Genomic DNA, 18,925 nt, shown 5'->3' on the forward strand with positions numbered 1-18,925 from the left:
ATGTCTGGCATGGTTGCCCCGCGCAGCGAAGAAGCCGCAATCCTGATGATGCTTTTCGGTGAGGAGGCCGCCGCCATGGTGATGCGCCACCTCAGCCCGATCGAGGTGCAACATCTTGGCACCGCCATGTATGGCGTGCGCGAGGTGGGCCAGACCCGCCTGGATGAGATCGTGGACAATTTCCTGTCTCTCATGTCGCGGGAAACCGGCGTGGGGCAGGGTGCCTCGGCCTATATCCAGTCGGTGATGACCCAGGCGCTGGGGCAGGACAAGGCGCAGTCGGTGATCAGCCGCATCAATCCGCGGTCCACCGAACGGCCCATCGAACTTCTCGACTGGATGGATGCCCGCTCGATTGCAGAGCTGATCGAGGATGAACATCCCCAGATCATGGCGCTGGTGGTGGCCTGTCTGGAATACGGGCTTGCGGCCTCGGTCGTGGCGCTTTTGCCCGAAGACACGCAGACCGATGTCGTCCGCCGCGTGGCCGAGCTTAACACGGTCCCGCCCGAGGCCTTGCGCGATCTGGAACAGGTGCTGCAGCGCAAGTTCAAGGCCTCGACCAGTTCGCGCGCCTCGCAGCTGGGCGGGGTGAAGGCTGCGGCCCGCATCATGAACCACACCCGGACCGAGGTCGAACAACGCATCCTGCGCGACATCCGCAAGGATGACAAAGTGCTGATGCAGTCCATCCAAGACAATATGTTCGTCTTCGACAATCTCATCAAATCCGATGACCGGTCGCTGCAGACGCTGCTGCGGAACGTGGAAACCGAACAGCTGGTTCTGGCGCTGAAGGGCACGGATGATGCGCTGCGGGACAAGCTGCTGGGCTGCATGTCCACCCGCGCCGCCGCCAATATCCGCGACGAGATGGAGGCGATGGGCCCCGTCAAGCTAACCGATGTGCAAGAGGCGCAGAAACAGATCATCGCCGTGGCCCGCCGCCTGTCGGATGAAGGCACCATCGTGCTGGCCGGGCGCGGCGGCGAACAGATGGTGTGACCATGGCCGACCAGACCGCCGCCCTTGCCGCCCGTGTTGCCGCCATGACGGCGGTGGATGCCGCGGGCCTGCCGCATTTGCTGCGTGCGGCCCAGGCGCAGCCCTTCCGTTTCGACATGGCCGAGGCGCCCGAGGATGTGTTCCAGGCCTTCGACCCCAGTCAGCTGCCCCGCGCGGTTCCGGTGCCGGGGGTGGGCATAGCCAGCGATGCCGAGGCGCCCGACCCGGCAGCCCTTGGTCCCGACGATGATGCACTGATCGCGCCGGACGAACGGGAGGCGCCGGAAGACGCCCCGCACCCTGCGCCCCGTCCGACCGGCCCGCAGGCGCAGATCATCGACGCGGGCAGCTCTGTCTGGGAGGAGGCCCATGCCGCGGGCTATGCCGAAGGCCATGCGGCGGGCTATGCCGATGGCCATCGCGCGGGCCTGACCGAAGGTCATGCCGCAGGTCTGGCCGAGGGGCAGGGTGCCGCCGAAGCCCAGGTCGCCGAGGCCGCCCGCCACCTTGCCGCCGCCCATGCCCGCCTGACCGACCTGCGCCCCGAAGATGTCGCCCAGTTGGCCCAGGCCATCGAAACCGCCGTCCGGGCGCTGGCCGCCGAACGGGCCGGGCAGCTGATCGATGCCGGTCCCTTGCCCTTCGTTGCCCGGATCGAGGCACTGGCCGACCGTGTCGGGCAGGGCGTGCGCGAGATCACGCTGCGGCTCAGCCCGCCCGATCATGCTGCGGTGCTGCCGCATCTGCCGGGGTCGGATGTGCTGTCTGAGGCGCGGGTCGTGGCCGATCCCCGCCTGCAGCGCGGCGATGTCGAGGTGCGCGCGCCCGGCATCCGTCTTGCAGATCTTCTGCCGCAGTTACCGCAACCGGGGACCAGCGCATGAACATGATGATCGACCGTCTGTGCCGGGTGGCCGCCCGCGTGCCCGCCCGCGCCGCCGCCGTGGTGACGGGCCGGGTGCTGCGCTATGACGGCCTGGTGCTGGAGGCCACGGGCTTTCCCGCCAGCCCCGGCACGCTCTGCCGCGTCGCCACCGAAACCGGCCCCGCGGCCGAGGCCGAGGTGATCGGCTTTGCCAATGGCAAGACCTTGCTCTTTCTGGATCAGCCCAAGGCCGCGGTGATCGCCGGGGCCGAGGTGCGGGTGATCCCCGGCGGGCAGGAGACCGATGTCGGCCCCGAAGTTCTGGGCCGCGTGCTGGATGCCAAGGGCGCGCCGCTGGATGATCTGCCCGCGCCCGATTGCGCGGCAAGCTGGCCCCTGGGCGGCATCACGATGAACCCGCTGAAACGCACGCCGGTGGAACGGCCGCTGGATGTGGGGGTGCGGGTGCTGAATGCCGCGCTGACCGTGGGGCAGGGCCAGCGCATCGGCATCGTCGCAGGCTCGGGCGTCGGGAAATCGGTGCTGATGGAGATGATGGCCCGCTATACCAGCGCCGAGGTGGTGGTGATCGGTCTGATCGGCGAACGCGCGCGTGAGGTGGGCCATTTCGCCCATCGTCTGATGCATGGCGAGGCGGCAAAGAAGGTTTGCATGATCGCCGTGCCCGCCGACCGGTCGCCCCTTTTGCGTCTGCGTGGCGCGCGGCGGGCCACGGCGGTGGCGGAATATTTCCGCGCGCAGGGCAAGCAGGTGCTGCTGATGATCGACAGTCTGACCCGCGTGGCCCATGCACAGCGCGAGATCGGCCTTGCCCTGGGCGAACCGCCGACGGCCAAGGGCTATCCCCCTTCGGTCGTCTCGCTCATCCCGTCGCTGATCGAACGGGCGGGGCCGGGGCTGCCGGGCGAAGGGGCCATCACGGCCATCTATACCGTTCTGGCCGATGGCGATGACACCACGAACGACCCGGTGGTCGATACCGCCCGCGCCATTCTGGACGGCCATTTCGTGCTGTCGCGCCGCCAGACGCAGATGGGCATCTATCCGGCCGTCGATGTGACGCAATCGGTCAGCCGGGTGATGAATGATATCGTCGATCCCGATCACCGGCGCGCGGCTGTCCGATTGAAACAGCTGATCTCGATCTGGATGGACAACCGCGACCTCATGCTCATGGGCGGTTATGTCGCGGGTCAGGATGCCGATCTGGACACGGCCGTGCGGCTTTGGCCGAAGATCCGCGCCTTTCTGGCGCAGGACATGGACGAGCCTTCGGATTTCATGGCCAGCCGTCAGGCGCTGATTGATCTTGTCGGGGGTGCCGCATGACCGGACGCAGCCGGATTCTGGGGTTGATGGCGCGGCGCACCTCGGCCGAAATTGCGCGTGAACAGGCCGAGATGCTGCGCCTGTCGCGCACCCATACCGAGGCGCAGGGCATGGTGGACCGGCTGGGGTCCATGCTGGAGGAACGCCGCACCAAGCCGGGTCAGGGCGGCCTTGCCGCCGATCTGCGGCTGAACGGGGCGCTTTGCGCGCAGATTGCCGCGGAAAGCGCGCGCCAGCAGGACCGCGCTGCCGCGCTTGAGGTCGAACTGGCCGCCAAACAGACCGAGATCGCCCGCCGTGACCGCAAGCGCCAGAAGCTCGAGGAAGCCTATCGCGATGCCCGCACCGCCGAGGCCGATGCGCGCGAGGCCCGCAATGCCGCAGCCCTGCCGCCGCGGATGCCGGGGGCCGGGCGCTGACCCGGCGCGGGATGGCATCCTTCTTGCAGTAAGGGCCCTGACGCCGGGGCCCAGCCCCCTTCCCACAAGCCCTTGATGCGGATGTGACATGCAGATTGTAGCCAGCACCGACATTCTGTCTTCGGACCTGCCGCAGCTGCAACGCGGTCCTCTGGCGGTGCCTGCGCCCCAGCTGCGCGCAGCCTCTGGCCTCCCGACCCCAGAGGGAACCGACACCCCGCGCCCGGGATTTGGAGCGGCGTTTGACCGCGAACTTGCGACCAAGACGCCCGCGCCCAAGGGCGCCCCGGCTGTTGCCCCCACCGATCCGGCCGCTGATCTGGGTGCCGATCCGGGGGCATGGCCGGTTGCCCGTCCCGCGCCGCCGACCAGTGTCGCCGCGATGGCCACCGGGGCAGCGGCTCCTCTGCCGCAGGTGCCGATGCAAGCCCCGGTCGACGCCCGCGCCGAGGCAAGGGTTCCCCCCGCTCCCCCGCAGATCACGCGGGCTGACGCCTCATTGCCGCATGGGGCGACCGGCGCAGCGCCTGTTCCTGCCACACCGCCACGTCCGGCCCCGCCCTTGCCGCGTGCTGCCGAATTGCCCCCCGAGCGTCCGATGGATACTCCGGTGGCCGAGACGCTGGCCCTGCGCCAGCACCCTGTGCCCGTTGACCCGCAGCCCGCGCCGCGCGGGCCTGTGGCCCCGGTGACGGATGCCCTTCCGGCAGAGCCGCTTGACGCCGCGCCCCCCGCGCGGCCTCTGCCCGCGGCAGGCTCGATGCCGTCCTCGGACGCGCCGCCTGTGACTGCAGCGGAGCCAGAGCTTGCGCCCCCTGTGGCGAAACCGTTTGCAGCTGCCCCCCCGCCCGCCGTGGCACCGATGCCTCAGCCCGCCGATCGTTCCGAAGCCCCCGTGCTGACCATGGCCGAGGCGCAGCCGGTGCGGGCGCCCGATCCAACCCCGCCGCGCGTGCCGCAGCCAGTGGAGGCGACGCCGCGCCCGGACATCCCCCTCGCGCCCCGTCCGGTGGCGCAAGATGACACATCCGTCCCGCAGCCGGAGGAGGAGGCTGATCGGCCCGAAGCGCCCGAAGCCCCGGCATTTATCGCGGCCCCGATCATCTTGCCGCCCGTTGCGCCGATGACGCCTGTGCTGACGGCATCTGCGGCGGACGGGCCGTTGACGGCGCAAGGGGCTGTGGCCAGTGGCCCCTTGGTCCCGGTGCTCCCCACAGGCGGGGGGGCGGACAGGGCGGCGGATCCGGCCCCTGATGCACCCGCGACCGGGTTCGCGCTGCCGGACATGCAGGTGCCTGTCGCCCCGACGGCGCCTTCGGGCACGGCTTTTGCGCCACAGGACCTGACCGCACCCGAACCCGTGTCGCGCCGCTCCTTGATCCAATCCCCGCCGGATGCCCCGCCCGAGGCGATGCTTTCGCCCGCCCCCCTAGCCCAGCCCCCGCAAAGCAGCGGTCCTGTCGCCCTGCCGCAGGTGGATACCGCCCGCAGCGATTGGACCCAGGCCGTCGCCGGTCACGTGATCGCGAAAGTGGAAGAGGGCGGGTTGGAGCTGGATCTCGCGCCGGAACATCTGGGCCGGCTGCGCGTGCGGGTGGAAATGGTCGATGGCGCCGCCCGCGTGACTTTTGTCACCGAAACCGCCGAAGCGGCACGCCTCCTGCAAGAGGCACAGGGAAAGCTGGGCCACAGCCTGTCGCAATCCGGCCTGACCCTGGCCGCCCATGAAGCCCGGAGCGGGGCCGATTTCGCCGCCACGGGCCAGGGCCAGAATTTCAGCCAGAGCTCTGGCCAGATGCCTGGCCAGAACGGCGACCCGGGGGCGCAGGGACGCGCTGTCTTTGGCCTGCCTGCTGATCGTGGCCGCGCCGTCGGCGCCGAGCTGCCCCAACCTGCCGCCGCCCCGATCCGGGGCAGCATCAACCTGATTGCCTGAGGACCAGACCGATGACCAAAGAGACCAAAGAAGACAAGCCCAAGGGCGGGCTGGTCGGAAAGCTGTTGAAAGGGCTGATCTTTTTGCTGGCCGTGGCGGTCTTCGTGGGCGTCGGGTTCGGCGCGGGCTATATCTATTTCGCCAACCCGATGTCGCCGGCCAAGGATGTGCTGCGCCTGATGGAAAAACAGGCCGAACCCGCCGCTGCCGAAGAACACGCGGCCGAAGAGGTTGACCCCAACCAGCCCCAGAAAGTGCCGCGCGAAACCCCCGAGGAAGAGGCCTATGTCACAAGCTATTTCACCTTCAAGGATCCTCTGACCTCGAACATCAAGGATTCGCGGCGTTTCCTTCAGCTGGGGGTCGGCCTGTCCACCGAATATGACGCCAAGGTCTTTGAACGGGTGCAGACGCATGAGCTTGCGCTCAAATCCGAGATCCTGAAGGTCGTCACCAATTTCACCGAAGAGGAACTGAAAACCGGGGAAGGCCGCGACAAGCTGGCGCTGCAGATCCGCGATGCGCTGAACAAGAAGCTGGAAGAGCTTGAGGACTTCGGCGGCATCAAGGACGTGTTCTTCCCCTCCTTCGTCATGCAGTAAGGTCGCAAGATGGCCAAGCCGAGAAAGCTCTCTTCCAATGAGGTCGCAGCCCTTGTGGGCGGCCTCATCGATATGGATCTGGGCGCCAACGCGGGGGCGGAAGGATCCGATGTTCGCCCCTATGTCTTTGGCGCCAATGATCTTTCGCTGGTCGGGGATTACTACGGCCTGCGGATGATCAATGAACGCTTCTGCCGCATCGCACGGGCGGCCTTTCTGCCCATGCTGCGCTTCCAGCCGCGGATTTCCTGCTTCCCGCCGGAAATCCGCACCTTTGACGATTACCGCAACGGCCAGGAAAACTTTGTCAGCCTGACGCAAAGCCGCATTGAGGAACTGCGCGGCAACCAGCTGATCGTGATCCCGCCCAGCTTTGTCTGGATGTTGACCGATGCCTATTATGGCGGGTCGATCCGCACGCTGAAATCCAGCCGCACGGAATTCACCGGCACTGAACAGCGTGTGATCGAGCTGATCACCGACCGGCTGAACCATGCCCTGCAACTGGCGTGGCGCGACCTGATGACGGTGACTTTCAATGTCTCGAGCCGGGAAGAGAACATGCAGTTCGCGGCCTTCGTCGATGGCGAGGACCATGTGGTGAACTGTTCCTTCATGGTTCAGCTGCCGGGGCTAGAACCCGCAAGCTTCGACATCCTCTATCCGCTGCAGGCACTGAAGCCGATTTCGGGGCAGCTGCGGTCGCGGATGCAATCGGATTTCATCGACGAAAACGACAACTGGCGCAGCCGTCTGGAACGGGCGGTGATGGCGGTACCGCTGACCGTTTCGGCCCGGCTGGCCGAACCCGAAATGTCGCTCCGGCAGGTGCTTCAGATGCAAGAGGGCGATGTCGTGCCGGTCAGCCTGTCGGAAACCGTCGAGGTGATGGTCGAGGGCGTGCCGCTGTTCCGCGCGCGGCCCGGCGCCATTCGTGGCCATGCGGCGCTGAGCGTGACGCAATCTTCGCTGGGGGCGGGGCAGTCGGTCTCGCTTCAGGTGCCGGGGCAGTCGCCCGGCGATGCGCAGGGCCATATGGCTGCTGCCGCAGAATGACACCGGAAAGGCAGGAAAGACATGAGCGACATGAATGATCGTGGCAATCCCGACGGAATGCGCTTGCTGGAAAACATCGCCGTCAAGCTGACGGTCGAGGTGGGGCGGGCGGAACTGACCATCCGTGATCTGCTGCGCCTGTCCGAAGGCTCGGTCATCGAGCTGGACCGGCTGGCGGGTGACCCGCTGGATGTGCTGGTGAACGGCACCCCGATCGCCAAGGGCGAGGTGGTGGTGGTGGGCGAACGCTTCGGCATTCGCTTTGGCGAGATCATCGACCCCGAAAAACGCGCCGAGTCGGTCTGACCACGGCACGCGAATTGCACGGCTTTGGCGTGAAACCCGCCTGAGGTGTGCCATGACCCAAACCCTGCCCGACGCGGCCCCGGTTCCCCTTTCGGTGATCCGGCCCGACCAGATCCTTGTGACGCTGCTGTTTCTGGCGGTTCTTGGGGCGGTCTGGCTGGGGGTGCGGGTCTGGAAGGGGCAGGGCGGCGCGATCCGCACGACCGCCGGGAGCCGCATGAAGGTGGCCGAGGTGCTGGCCCTGTCGCCCGCCGACCGCGCCATGATCCTGCGGGTGGACGAGACGGAATTTCTGGTCCTGCGGCTGCGCGGCGCCGCCCCCGTGATCACCCAGTTGCCGAGCGTGGCCAGCATGACGGGGGACGCAGCATGAAGCGCATGCATCTTCTGGTTGGCCTTGCCGTTGCGGCCGGGGTTCTGGGTCTGGCACTGCCCGCCCTTGGCCAGGGATTGCCCGCACTGACCATGAACGACAGTGGCGATGGCGTGACCTATTCGCTGTCCTTCCAGATCGTCGCGTTGATGACGGTTCTGACGGTGCTGCCCTCGATCGTCTTGGGGATGACGGCCTTCACCCGCATCATCATCGTTCTGTCGATCCTGCGGCAGGCGCTTGGCACGCAGCAGACCCCGCCCAATCAGGTGCTGATCGCGCTGGCGATGTTCCTGACCTTTTTCGTCATGCAGCCCACGCTGGACCGGCTTTATACCGAGGTGGCGACCCCCGTGCTGGAAGGCACCATGACGGCGCCCGAGGGGTTGAAGGCGGGCACGACCATCATGCGCGGGTTCCTGATCGAAAATACCCGGCAGAATGACCTGCTGATGTTTTCCGACCTGTCGGGGCAGGGCCCCTTTGCCACGCCCGACGACGTGCCGATGACGGTGCTGCTGCCGGCTTTCCTGACATCCGAGCTGAAGACCGCCTTCCAGATCGGCTTTCTGATCTACCTGCCGTTTCTGGTGATCGACATGGTGGTGGCCTCGATCCTGATGGCGCTGGGGATGATGATGCTCAGCCCGATCCTCGTGTCCTTGCCGCTGAAGCTTTTGCTGTTCGTCATGGTGGATGGCTGGTCGCTGCTGGTCGGATCGCTGGCCGCCGGATACGGGATGCGCTGAGATGGACGCCGCAGCCAGCATCGAACATCTTAAAATCGCCTATTGGAACATCCTGATCACCGCCGGGCCGGTGCTGGGTGTGGCGCTGCTGGTAGGGATCGTCGTCGGGGTCCTGCAGGCTGCGACCTCGATCAACGATGCCACCATCGGTTTCGTGCCGAAGCTTGGGATCGTGCTGCTGACCATGGCGCTGATGGCCAGCTTCATGCTGGGCCGGATGACCGATTACTTCACCTTCGTCTTTCAGACCATTGCGACCCTGCACTGATGGAGATGCAGCCCCTCCTTCCCGGGCTTGACCTTCAGCCCCTGTTCCAGCTTGCGGTGCATCACCTGATCCTGATGCTGCGGGTGGGCAGTTTCATGGTGGCTGCGCCGTTCTTTGGCGCGCGTTACCTGCCGCTTCAGGTGCGGATCGTGGTTTCGGTGGTGCTGCCGTTGCCCTTGCAGGGGTTGGTCCCTTTGCCGCCGGTCGAACAGATCGCGGCCCTGACAGGGGTGACGCTGGTGCTGGGCGAGCTGGTGCTGGGACTGGCCGCAGGGACGGTGCTGATGCTGTTCTTCGCCGCGGCCGCCAAGGCGGGCGACCAGATCGCCAATACCGCGGGCTTGGGCTTTGCCGCGCAATTCGATCCCTCGGCCGGCGCGCAGACGCCCGTGGTCAGCCAGTTCTTCAGCATGCTGCTTGTCATGCTGTTCGTCTCGACCGACAGCCACCTGACGGCGCTGCGGATCGTGCTGGACAGCTATCAGGCCATTCCGCCGGGGCAGGGGTTTGATGCCTTTGCCCTGGTCTCGACCGGGGTGGCCACGGGCGCGGCGCTGTTCGTGCTGGCGCTCAAGCTCACGCTGCCAGTGGCGACGCTGCTTTTGCTGTTGAACCTTGCGGTGGGGGTGCTGACGCGATCGGCACCGCAGTTCAACGTCTTCTCTTTCGGGTTCCCGCTGACGATGACGGCAACGCTTCTGATGCTGCTGATCACCGCCCCGCGGCTTGGCACCGAACTTGAAGGTCTGATCGACATGGGCCTTGCGGCCATTTCGGGGATGCTGGGGACAGGCCATGGCGGATGAAGACAGCGATCTGGAAAAGACGGAAGAACCAACCCCCCGAAAACGCGAACAGGCGCTGGAAAACGGACAGATCCTGACCTCGCAAGAGGCCTTTGTTTTTGGCGCAATGGCAGTGGCCACGGGATTGTGCATGTTCGTGGTGGGGCAGTTGCCGCAGATCGCCGGGGCCTGGGGCCGGATGCTGCGGATCGAAGGCGATCTGGACGCGCTGATGATCGACCGGCTGGGCGATCTGGGGTGGTATGTGCTGCTCTTCGGACTGGGGGCCGCGGTGCCGGTGATGATGTCTGTCATCGGGTTGCAGGCGCTGATGGGGGGGCTGCATTTCAACGGCCCCAGCTTCAAGGGTGAAAAGCTGAACCCCTTTTCCGGCATGAAGCGCATGGTTTCGATGCAGGCGCTGATCAACCTTCTGAAATCCCTGATCAAGGTCGGAATTCTGGGGGTTCTGGCCTATACGGTGTTCAAGGCGATCCTGCTGGATCTTGATGGGCTGGGTGCGTTGGAACCTGCCACCGCGGCCGCCCGGATCGGGCAGATGGTGGTGGATCTGCTCAGCCGTCTGGCCCTGGGCCTGGCCGCGATCGCGGCGGTCGATCTGGCCTGGCAATACCGCACCCTGATGAAGGGGCTGATGATGACCAAGGATGAGGTCAAGCGCGAATCCAAGGAACAGAACGGCTCGCCCGAGCTGAAGGGCAAGATCCGGCAGAAACAGATGCAGGCCGCCCGCCGCGCCGGACGTCAGCGCAAGGCGCTGGCCGATGTGCCGCAGGCCACGGCAATCATCACCAACCCTACGCATTTCGCCGTGGCGCTGCGCTATGTGCCGGGTGAAACCGATGCCCCTGTCATCCTTGCCATGGGCCGCGGTCCCATCGCGCATGAGATCATGGATATCGGTCGCAAAGCCGCGATCCACACCCTGCGTCTGCCGCCTCTGGCCCGCGCGCTTTACTATTCGGGCGAGATCGGGATGCAGATCGACGACCGGCTCTTTGCTGCCGTGGCGGCGGTGCTGGCGCATGTGTTCCGCGTGGACCGTGGCGAGGCCGTGGATCTGCCTGACATCGACCTTCCGTCCGAGATGCGCTTTGACGTGCATGGCCGCCCCGAGACGCCCGAGCCGCCCCGGAGCGCGCCATGATGCAGCGGAAATGCCCGCCCTTGTGCCGCACAGGCGCCTGACATGGCACGGAAGTTGCCAGACAGCCCCAAACCCGCCCGGCGCAAGCCGGCTGCGCGCAAGAAATCCGGCCCCCGCAAGGGCCGCACCCGCCAGGAGACCGTGATGAGCCAGGAGAATGAGCAGCTTGCCGAAGCCATCCGCAACGCACTTGCGGCGGCCGAGGCGGCGACCGATGCCGCGGCCGAGGCGGCTGCCGCGATCGAGGGCCAGCTGCGTGGCACAGAGGCGCTGCAAAAGGCGCAGCGACGGCTTGGCGTCTTGACCATCGCCGCCACGGGCGGGGCACTTCTCTCGGTCGCGGTTTCGGCGCTGGTCTATTTCCGATCGGTTGCTGATCTGCGTGAAGCGTCAGAGCTTCAAGCGGCGGCGACGGGGGCCTGGGTGCAGAAATTCGGCGATATCGACGAATTGGTCAGTCGGTTGGATGTCCCCGAAATGGCGCAGAAGGCCGATCTGGAAAACCTGCGTACCGATGTTCTGACCGCGCTTGCCCAGAACGCCCTGCCGGAAGACCCGCCTGCCGCCGCTGGCGGCGCCGATCTGGAAAAGCTGCGCACCGATGTGCTGACCGCCATTGCCGCAGTGGAATTGCAGGTCAGTGATCTGAAAAAGGCCACGGGCGGTGAACAGGCTGCACAGCTGACGATGATGCTGGGGGAAACCCTGCGGCGGCTTGAGGGCACGGCCGGGGCGGCCCCCGCAAAGTCAGCCGAGGCGGCCCCCGCACCCAAGCCCAAACCGGCGCCGGTTTCCAAACCCGCAAGTGGCGGCAGCAGCCGCCCGAAGCCCGCGCCCAAACCGGCGGCGGCGGCCCAGACGGCGCCCGAACCTTCGCCCTTCAGCTATCCCTGATCCCTGAGGTTGCCATGAGTGATGCGATCCCCACCACCCTTGCGCTTGCGCCCGGGGGGCTGGCCCGCGCGGGCTGGTCCTTGTGCCTTCGTCCCGGGGATGTGCTGCTGGCCGTGGACGGGCGGGCCTTCACCGGCACGGCCGAAGATCTGGCACTGCGCTTTCCGATGACCTTGGCCGAACCGCCGGTGGTCTTGACCTTTCTTCGCGGCGATGTGGTCTTTTCGGTCTTTGCGGCCACGCCTGCGCTGGGACAGTGGGATCCGGTCGCCCTGCCCGTGGGGCAGACCTTGCCGGAACCTCCGGCAGGCCCGGCGCAGAACTGGGTGGTGATGCGCGATGGCGCAGGCCTTTTCGAGGTGCTGGACCAGACGCCCCCCCTGCTGGCGCTGATCGCGGCGCCATTGTGGCTTTTGCAGATGCGGCTTTGGCTGACGCTGGCAACCCATGCGGCCACCCTGGCCGTGGCGGGGGTGGTGTCGCCCTGGCTGGCGCTGCCGCTTTATGCGGCGCTGTCGCTGCATCTGTGGCGGCGTGGCCCCCGGATTCTTCTTTCGGAACGGCGCATTGCCGGGGCGATCCCCGTGGCCTTTCTGGCGGCTGCGACGGAAGCAGAGGCCGTGGCCACCTTCCTGCGACTTGATCCTGCCGCGCAGTATCGCTGGGGAAGCAAGGCCGCAGGCCCCGCCGCGCAAGACCCTGACACCGCGCTGGCCTGACCGGGCGCCCGGGTGCCGCCGCCCTTGCGGCAAGGGCAGAAAAGGAAAAGGCGGCCTGCCATCGGGGCGGGCCGCCTTTTTCATCGGGCATGCGGATCAGCGCGTCTGCGCGTCAAGGATCGCCCGGCGGCGGCGCGCGGCCGAGCTGGGGATATCCATCATCTCGCGGTATTTGGCGACGGTGCGCCGTGCCAGCTGGATCCCCTCGGAGGAAACGATCTGGGCGATGGCCTCGTCGCTCAGCGGGTCGCGGGGGGATTCCGCGCGGATCAGTTCACGGATACGGTGGCGCACCGCGCCTGCCGACCCGGCCTCATCGCCGCTGCTGGCCGAAAGGGCCGCGGTGAAGAAGTGCTTGAGCGGGAAACACCCCTGCGGCGTCGCCATCATCAGGCCGGAACAGACGCGGCTGACGGTGCTTTCATGCACGCCCACCGCCTCGGCCACTTCGCGCAGCGTCATCGGGCGCAGGCTCGCCGGGCCGTGTTCCAGAAAGCCCTGCTGGCGGCGCACGATCTCGGCGCCGATGCGGAGGCTGGTTTCATTGCGGTGGGCCACCGCGCGCGCCAGCCAGCGCGCCACCGACAGCCGTTCCGCGATATAGCGCGCGGCCTCGGCCCGGGCGGCGGGTTCCCGCGGGGTGGGCTGGTCCTTGTCGCCCGCCCGTACGACGATGCTGGGCAGGGTCGAGCGGTTGAGATCCACCACCCAGCCATCCGCCCCACGCCGGGCGATCAGGTCGGGCGGCAGTTGCGGCACGGGCGTCGCGTCGAATTGCGCACCCGGTTTGGGGTCAAGGGCGCGCAGCTCGCGCAGGGCGGGGCGCAGATCCTCGATCTGGCAGCGGCAGACGCGGGCCAGACCGGCCATGTCTGCGGCGGCGACCAGCGGCAGGTTGCGCAGCACGGCCTCGAACACGGGGGTCAGCAGGCGCTGTGCGCGGGCCTGCAGATACAGGCATTCGGCCAGATTGCGGGCAAAAAGCCCCGCGGGTTCGATGCGCTGCATCAGGTTCAGCACGGTTTCGGCTTCGGTTTCGGTCACGCCCGCCTGGGCGGCAACTTCGGCCACGCTCTGCCCGATCCAGCCCGAGGGTTCCAGCGCATCCAGAAAGGCGCCCGCGATGCGGGCTTCGCGCGGGGTCAGGCCAAGGGCCTCCACATGCGCCTCGACATGGGCATAGAGCGAGGGGCCACGATCATCGGGCAGGGCGGCGATGCGGTCCCAGTCATCGTCCGACGACCGGCGCGTGACCGATGCAGGCAAAGGGCGGTCGCGGGGGGGCGCGGGCTGGGGCGCGCGGGCATCGACAAAGGGATTTTCTTCGGCCTGGGCTTCAATAAAGCCCTGAAGTTCGGTGTTGCCCATCTGAAGCAGGCGGATTGCCTGCTGCAGCTGGGCCGTCACGACAAGCGACTGGCGCTGATGAAATGCGTGTGAGGGTCCGATATGCATGATGAGCCTGCCTTTCACAGGCAGATTTCACGCCCGGCCTGCAAAACGCAAAAAATACGTTTGACACCCCTAAAATGTCGGAAAGCCGACGCTTACGCCACGTAAACCTGAATGTGGCGCGCAAGAAAAAACCCCCGGCGCCGCAGCGCCGAGGGCGGAAAATTTCAAGGAAAATCAGAAGATTAGCCCTTGATGAGCGAAAGAACCTGTTTCTGGTTCGAGTTGGCCTGAGCCAGCATCGCCTGCGACGCCTGCGCAATGATCTGCGAACGGGCGAGGTTCGTCGATTCTTGGGCATAGTCGGCGTCCATGATCTGCGACTTGGCGGCCGAGACCGAGGTCGAGATCGAGGACAGGTTCGAGATGGTGCTGTCCAGACGGTTCGACACGGCACCCAGATCGGCGCGGGATTTGGCGATGGCCTGCATCGCGGTATCCAGCACGGTGATCGCCTCCGAGGCTTTCTTGGCCGACGACAGGTCGATTTCCGCAACCGAGGTCAGATCGGCAGAGACCGCATCGCGGGTATCCTTGAAGAAGGTGGTGCCGTCATCTTCGGTCGCCAGACCGCCGCCCGAGGGGTCAACCGAGCCCGCCGAGAAATCAAAGGCCGAAGTCATGGTGACCGAACCGGTGATGGTCGCGGCGTCGTCAGCGGCTTCGTCCAGCGTGACCGGCCCGGTCACCGCGTCGGTGCCGTCCGTTTCCAGGGCCTGGGCCGACATGGTGGCGGCATCGTCACCCACGTCGTAGTTTTCCAGCTTGATGTCATCGCCGTTGGCGTCGGTCAGGATGATTTCGCCGTTGGTGTCGCCCATCTTCGCGGTGACGCCGGTCTGGTTCGACACGTTGTTGATGGCGTCGCGCAGCGAGGTCAGGTCGCTGGTGTCGGCGATGTTCACCGTGCCGATCGACACGCCGTTCACGTCGAAGCTGACGGTGGTGGCGGCCGACATGCCCGACAGTTTCACATTGGTTTCGGCGGTCGCGGTCACACCGGTCTGGGCGGTGTTGTCGTTCACGGCCTGCGCCAGTTCAGCCGCCGACTGGTTGGCGTCGGTGGTGATGGTGGCCGAACCCAGGTAACCTGTGATCGAGATATCGGTGCCGGCTGCGATGCCGCTGGCGTTGCCCGCGGTGTTCGAGGCGTTGGTCTTGATGGTGTAGGAACCGATGTCGGTCGCCTTGGCGCTGTCGATGTTGATTTCCATCGCCTGACCCTGGTCAGCACCGATCTGGAAGGTCTTGCCTTTGAACGAGCCGTCCAGGATGTTCATGCCGTTGAAGGTCGTGGTTTCGGCGATGCGGTTGATCTCCGAGACGAGCTGCTTCGATTCCGAGGTCAGCGAGGCGCGGTCAAGGCCGGTGTTGGTATCCGACGACGATTGTACGGCGACTTCACGCAGACGCTGCAGCATCGAGGTGATCTCTTTCTGCGCGCCTTCGGCCGTGTTCACCAGCGACTGACCGTCGGTGGCGTTCCGGATCGCCTGCTCGATGCCCATGACCTGCGCGGTCATCTTTTCACCGATCGCCAGACCGGCGGCATCGTCAGCGGCCGAGTTCACGCGCAGACCGGTCGACAGACGGGTCATGGCCTGTTGGTAGTCGCCCTCGATCTGGTTCATGCTCGCCTGGGCGGTGATGGCGGAGATGTTCGTGTTAATAACGCTCATGTGTAGCCTCCTTGGCTTGCCGTCGCGGCGTCTTCGGGGCGTCATGCCTTGCCAGCCGCGTCTGATAGGCAAAACGGCGCAGTGCAGGAATGTTTAGCGAGCCTGTGGAAAATGCTGGCGCCTGCCAGGTCCGACGGGGGCGGCCGGGCGGGTCCGGTGCAGCCAAGGGTTGACCAGGATCCCGCCGCGCCGCCCGCGCTGCGCGAGGTTGCGCGGCATCACCTCGTCAAGCCCCTTCAAGGAACGCGCACACGCGAGCACACGCGCGAGGGTGAGGGGCCTTCAGGGGACCCCGCGAAAAAAAATCATGTCCCCTACTGCGGCGCCGACCTTTCGCGGCGGGGCGGCGGTCGGCGTCTAAACAAATTGCGCCGATGCGCCGTTTTGCCGTGTGCAGCCAGAGGAATGACGCATGGCCCAGATCGACCTTCTTTCCAAGTTGAACAAGACCGGCTCCGGCGTGGATCTGAAAGAGCTTGCGACCTCGCTGGTCGAAGCCTCGATCTCGGTCCCGAAGCAGACGGCGCAGGATCGGCTGGACAAGACGGAAGTGTCGATTTCCGCCATCGGCACTGTCCGGTCGCAGCTCTTGTCGGTGCAATCATCGCTCAGCGCGATTGCCGCCAATGACGTGCTGAGCGTGCGGAGCAGTTCCGGCACGGTCGGGACGAAGGTCACCGATCGCAACGCCCTTGCCATGGGCGAGACGACAGTCGGTGTCTTGCAGGTGGCAAAATCACAGGTTCTCGAATTTACAGGGTTTTCCTCCAAAACGGCCACGCTTCCGGCCGGGAAAGTCACACTGGACTTTGGCGCCTGGTACACGCCGGAAGGTGCGACGGAGGAAAGCTTTGCGGTTAAGCCGGGGACGCAGACCCTGACGCTGAATGTGTCAGAGGGCACGACGCTGGAAACCTTCGCGCGCCAGATCGATGCGCTTTATGGCCTTACCGCCGCGGTGCTGGACAAGGGGGACGGGACCTTCTCGCTCGGGGTGCTGACCCAGCCCGGCGCCGGAAACGCCATCCGCCTGACGGTCGAGGAAACCACGCCCGGGTCCGGTCTGGCCCGCTTTGACACCACCACCACGAATTCGACCGTGCAGGCCCAGGCGGCGCAGAATGCTGTCGTGACCGTGAATGGCATCCAGATTTTCCGTGAAACCAACACCTTGACCGATGTTGTGCCGGGGATGGAGCTGACGATCAGCCAGCCCGGCACCTCGACCCGGCTGACCGTATCGCGGGATCAGGAGATTGCACGCACCAACCTCATGACCCTGGTGGAAAAGGTCAACGCGGCCCAGGCCATGCTGACCAAGATGACCGCCCGGGAAACCGAAGACGAAGAGGCGGGTGATCTGGCCGGAAATGCCGGTCTTCAGGGGTTGAAGCGGCAGCTTGACAGCCTGATCCGCCGCCCGATTGCGGGGTATGGCGACAAACCCGTCTATCTGACCGAACTAGGCCTGCGGACCCAGCAGGACGGCAGCCTGACGCTGAATGCCAAGGCCTTTGAAAAGGCCTTCGCGGACAATCCATCCGCCTTCGACGCGGTCTTTTCCAACCGTCTGACGGCCGATGACGAGGGCGTCTCGGTCGTCGGGGTTTCGACCAGGAAGATGACGCCCGGCGTGTTCAGCTTCCAGCGCAATCCGGCGACGGCCGAGGCCACGATGGGCGATACCACCTTTTCCGGTGTGGATATGGGCGATGGCCGCACCTTCTTTACCGCCGCCGCGGGCGAATTTTCGGGTCTGATCCTGAAGGTGGATGATGAGGTCGCCTCGGCCCGGATTTCCTATGGCAAGAGCTTCCTGACCCTGCTGGATGAGGTGATCAGCAGCGCCACGGCCAATTCCGGCACCCTGGACATGATGCGCAACACCGTCACGGCCGAGGCGACGGATGCGCAAAAGACGCTGACCGAACTTGATACCCGGGCCGAGTCGCTCAAGACCATGTATGCCCAGCGGTTCGGCGCGATGGAGGCCGCAGTGACGCGCTTCAACAGCACGAGCAGCTATCTCGACAGTCTGGTTGCCCAATGGAACAAGAACGAGTGATCCGCAGCGCTGGCTTGGCGCTGTGCCTGTGTCTGTCCCTGGGGGCCGCCATGCCCGCCGGATCGGCCATCGAACCCGGCGCCGCTGACCTGCCTGCGCCCGTTCCCGCCACGTCGGACGACACCGCCGCCTTCAACGCGGCGGTTGAAGCTTACGCTGCGGGCGATACCAGCCGCGCGGCGGTTCTTTTTGCCGATCTGGCGCGGGCGGGGGATCCTGATGCCCAGTTCAATCTGGCGCTGATCTATCATTCCGGCGAAGGTGTGCCGCGCAATGATCGTGAGGCGCTGTATTGGGCCTGGCGCGCGCGGATCGAGGGGCTTCCCGCCGCCGAGCCGCTGATCCGGATGCTGACCGAGCAGGGAGCGCCGGGCCTTGGCCCGTCGATTGCCCCGCGGCTTCTGACGGATCTTCAGGACGCGCTCAAGGCCGGCCACGGGCATGCCATGCTGGGTGCCGCGCTGGTCATGGCGCAGCTCTCCGATCCTCCGGACCCCGAGGGGGCCTATCTTTGGCAATCCCTTGCCGCCGCCCTGGGTGAGCCGGGCGCCGCCTCGGCCCGGGACGAAACGCTGGCGGCCCTGCCACCCGAAAGCTGGGCCGATCTGGAAGACCGCGCCATGAAGAAGTTCGGCGAATGGTGCGCCACGGCCATTGCGCCGCCCATGGCCTGCAAGCTGGTGAAGTGAGTTTTGGGCACCGAGAACCCGGTGCCAAGGCGCAGGCCTGATCCCTGCGCCGTCCGCGCTGACAGCCGTCTCTGCCCCCAAGCACCAAAAAAGACCCCGGCATCCAACGGGATACCGGGGTCAGGAAGGACGCGCCTTGCAAACGTCCGTGGGTGGGGAGGATCAGTGGCTGCGGAACAATGCGATGGTGCGCGCGGTATCCAGCGAAAGACCCATCTCGTCGCTGATGCGGTCGGGGGTCATGCCCTTGCGGACCAAGGCGCTGGCCTGTTCGATCATGCGTTCATCCGCCAGCCATTCGATATCGGCGCGGGTGGCCGAAATCAGGTCTTCGATCCGGGCGATGGCCACATCATGGCCGCTGTCCAGACGCAGCACACTTTGCTGCAGATTTGCCAGACGTTCATCGATGCGGGCCAGCTCGGCCCGTTCCTTCCGCAGCTCGCGGAAATGGCGGAAGCCCTGCCACAACAAGGTTGCGGCAACACCAAGCGCCGTGACTGCCAAGGTAATCAGGGTCAGGGTAAGGGCTGTCATCTGGGCAC

Annotated in this window: 20 protein-coding genes; 17 read left to right on the forward strand and 3 right to left on the reverse strand. The window is 66.0% G+C overall.

The annotated features are described in order from the left end of the window. The 15 genes from fliG (at position 1) to IE101_RS00960 (ending at position 12,495) form a co-directional block, all read left to right on the forward strand. Complete coding sequence (fliG, locus tag IE101_RS00890; protein ID WP_189631920.1) at positions 1 to 1,005, forward strand: flagellar motor switch protein FliG; 1,005 nt, start codon at positions 1 to 3, stop codon at positions 1,003 to 1,005. A 2-nt stretch (positions 1,006 to 1,007) separates the two neighbouring features. Beyond that, the gene (locus IE101_RS00895) at positions 1,008 to 1,889 is read left to right on the forward strand and encodes a FliH/SctL family protein (RefSeq protein WP_189631921.1); all 882 of its coding nucleotides are present in this window, start codon (positions 1,008 to 1,010) and stop codon (positions 1,887 to 1,889) included. Beyond that, on the forward strand, positions 1,886 to 3,220 hold the full coding sequence (locus IE101_RS00900) for a FliI/YscN family ATPase (RefSeq protein WP_189631922.1): 1,335 nt from the start codon (positions 1,886 to 1,888) through the stop codon (positions 3,218 to 3,220). The genes IE101_RS00895 and IE101_RS00900 overlap by 4 nt, the downstream gene beginning before the upstream one ends. Further along, entirely contained in the window at positions 3,217 to 3,639 is a 423-nt protein-coding gene (locus IE101_RS00905; RefSeq protein ID WP_189631923.1) for a hypothetical protein, read from the forward strand. The genes IE101_RS00900 and IE101_RS00905 overlap by 4 nt, the downstream gene beginning before the upstream one ends. An 88-nt stretch (positions 3,640 to 3,727) precedes the next feature. Next, positions 3,728 to 5,575: a flagellar hook-length control protein FliK gene (locus IE101_RS00910; RefSeq protein WP_189631924.1), complete on the forward strand. Its 1,848-nt coding sequence runs from the start codon at positions 3,728 to 3,730 to the stop codon at positions 5,573 to 5,575. An 11-nt stretch (positions 5,576 to 5,586) separates the two neighbouring features. Continuing rightward, positions 5,587 to 6,177 carry a flagellar basal body-associated FliL family protein gene (locus IE101_RS00915; RefSeq protein WP_189631925.1) on the forward strand — a complete coding sequence of 197 codons (591 nt, stop codon included), beginning with the start codon at positions 5,587 to 5,589 and terminating at the stop codon, positions 6,175 to 6,177. A 9-nt stretch (positions 6,178 to 6,186) separates the two neighbouring features. Continuing rightward, on the forward strand, positions 6,187 to 7,233 hold the full coding sequence (fliM, locus tag IE101_RS00920; protein WP_189631926.1) for a flagellar motor switch protein FliM: 1,047 nt from the start codon (positions 6,187 to 6,189) through the stop codon (positions 7,231 to 7,233). Between the two features lie 21 nt (positions 7,234 to 7,254). Then, positions 7,255 to 7,539, forward strand: coding sequence for a flagellar motor switch protein FliN (fliN, locus tag IE101_RS00925; RefSeq protein ID WP_189631927.1), 285 nt, complete (start codon positions 7,255 to 7,257; stop codon positions 7,537 to 7,539). A gap of 52 nt (positions 7,540 to 7,591) precedes the next feature. Then, entirely contained in the window at positions 7,592 to 7,912 is a 321-nt protein-coding gene (locus IE101_RS00930) for a flagellar assembly protein FliO (protein ID WP_189631928.1), read from the forward strand. After that, complete coding sequence (gene fliP / locus IE101_RS00935) at positions 7,909 to 8,661, forward strand: flagellar type III secretion system pore protein FliP (protein WP_189631929.1); 753 nt, start codon at positions 7,909 to 7,911, stop codon at positions 8,659 to 8,661. The genes IE101_RS00930 and fliP overlap by 4 nt, the downstream gene beginning before the upstream one ends. 1 nt (position 8,662) lies before the next feature. After that, a complete protein-coding gene (gene fliQ / locus IE101_RS00940; RefSeq protein ID WP_189631930.1) occupies positions 8,663 to 8,929 on the forward strand; it encodes a flagellar biosynthesis protein FliQ in 267 nt (88 codons plus the stop codon). A 5-nt stretch (positions 8,930 to 8,934) separates the two neighbouring features. After that, the gene (gene fliR / locus IE101_RS00945; protein WP_189631931.1) at positions 8,935 to 9,735 is read left to right on the forward strand and encodes a flagellar biosynthetic protein FliR; all 801 of its coding nucleotides are present in this window, start codon (positions 8,935 to 8,937) and stop codon (positions 9,733 to 9,735) included. After that, a complete protein-coding gene (locus IE101_RS00950; RefSeq protein WP_189631932.1) occupies positions 9,725 to 10,882 on the forward strand; it encodes an EscU/YscU/HrcU family type III secretion system export apparatus switch protein in 1,158 nt (385 codons plus the stop codon). The genes fliR and IE101_RS00950 overlap by 11 nt, the downstream gene beginning before the upstream one ends. A gap of 144 nt (positions 10,883 to 11,026) precedes the next feature. Next, positions 11,027 to 11,776, forward strand: a complete 750-nt coding sequence (locus IE101_RS00955) for a hypothetical protein (protein ID WP_189631933.1) — start codon at positions 11,027 to 11,029, stop codon at positions 11,774 to 11,776. 14 nt (positions 11,777 to 11,790) lie between these two features. Next, positions 11,791 to 12,495, forward strand: coding sequence for a PDZ domain-containing protein (locus IE101_RS00960; protein WP_189631934.1), 705 nt, complete (start codon positions 11,791 to 11,793; stop codon positions 12,493 to 12,495). 96 nt (positions 12,496 to 12,591) lie between these two features. On the opposite strand, the gene rpoN is transcribed toward IE101_RS00960, so the two are convergent. After that, complete coding sequence (gene rpoN / locus IE101_RS00965; RefSeq protein ID WP_189631935.1) at positions 12,592 to 13,950, reverse strand: RNA polymerase factor sigma-54; 1,359 nt, start codon at positions 13,948 to 13,950, stop codon at positions 12,592 to 12,594. Positions 13,951 to 14,132: 182 nt separating this feature from the next. Next, entirely contained in the window at positions 14,133 to 15,626 is a 1,494-nt protein-coding gene (locus tag IE101_RS00970) for a flagellin N-terminal helical domain-containing protein (protein WP_189631936.1), read from the reverse strand. Between the two features lie 412 nt (positions 15,627 to 16,038). On the opposite strand from IE101_RS00970, the gene fliD reads away from it, so the two are divergent. Both fliD and IE101_RS00980 read left to right on the forward strand, forming a co-directional pair. Next, complete coding sequence (fliD, locus tag IE101_RS00975) at positions 16,039 to 17,691, forward strand: flagellar filament capping protein FliD (protein WP_189631937.1); 1,653 nt, start codon at positions 16,039 to 16,041, stop codon at positions 17,689 to 17,691. Between the two features lie 50 nt (positions 17,692 to 17,741). Then, positions 17,742 to 18,380, forward strand: a complete 639-nt coding sequence (locus IE101_RS00980) for an SEL1-like repeat protein (RefSeq protein WP_189631938.1) — start codon at positions 17,742 to 17,744, stop codon at positions 18,378 to 18,380. A 162-nt stretch (positions 18,381 to 18,542) separates the two neighbouring features. On the opposite strand, the gene IE101_RS00985 is transcribed toward IE101_RS00980, so the two are convergent. Beyond that, positions 18,543 to 18,917, reverse strand: coding sequence for a hypothetical protein (locus IE101_RS00985; RefSeq protein ID WP_189631939.1), 375 nt, complete (start codon positions 18,915 to 18,917; stop codon positions 18,543 to 18,545). Positions 18,918 to 18,925 lie beyond the last annotated feature (8 nt).

It is taken from the genome of Gemmobacter lanyuensis (genome assembly GCF_014652355.1).
Classification (GTDB): domain Bacteria; phylum Pseudomonadota; class Alphaproteobacteria; order Rhodobacterales; family Rhodobacteraceae; genus Gemmobacter; species Gemmobacter lanyuensis.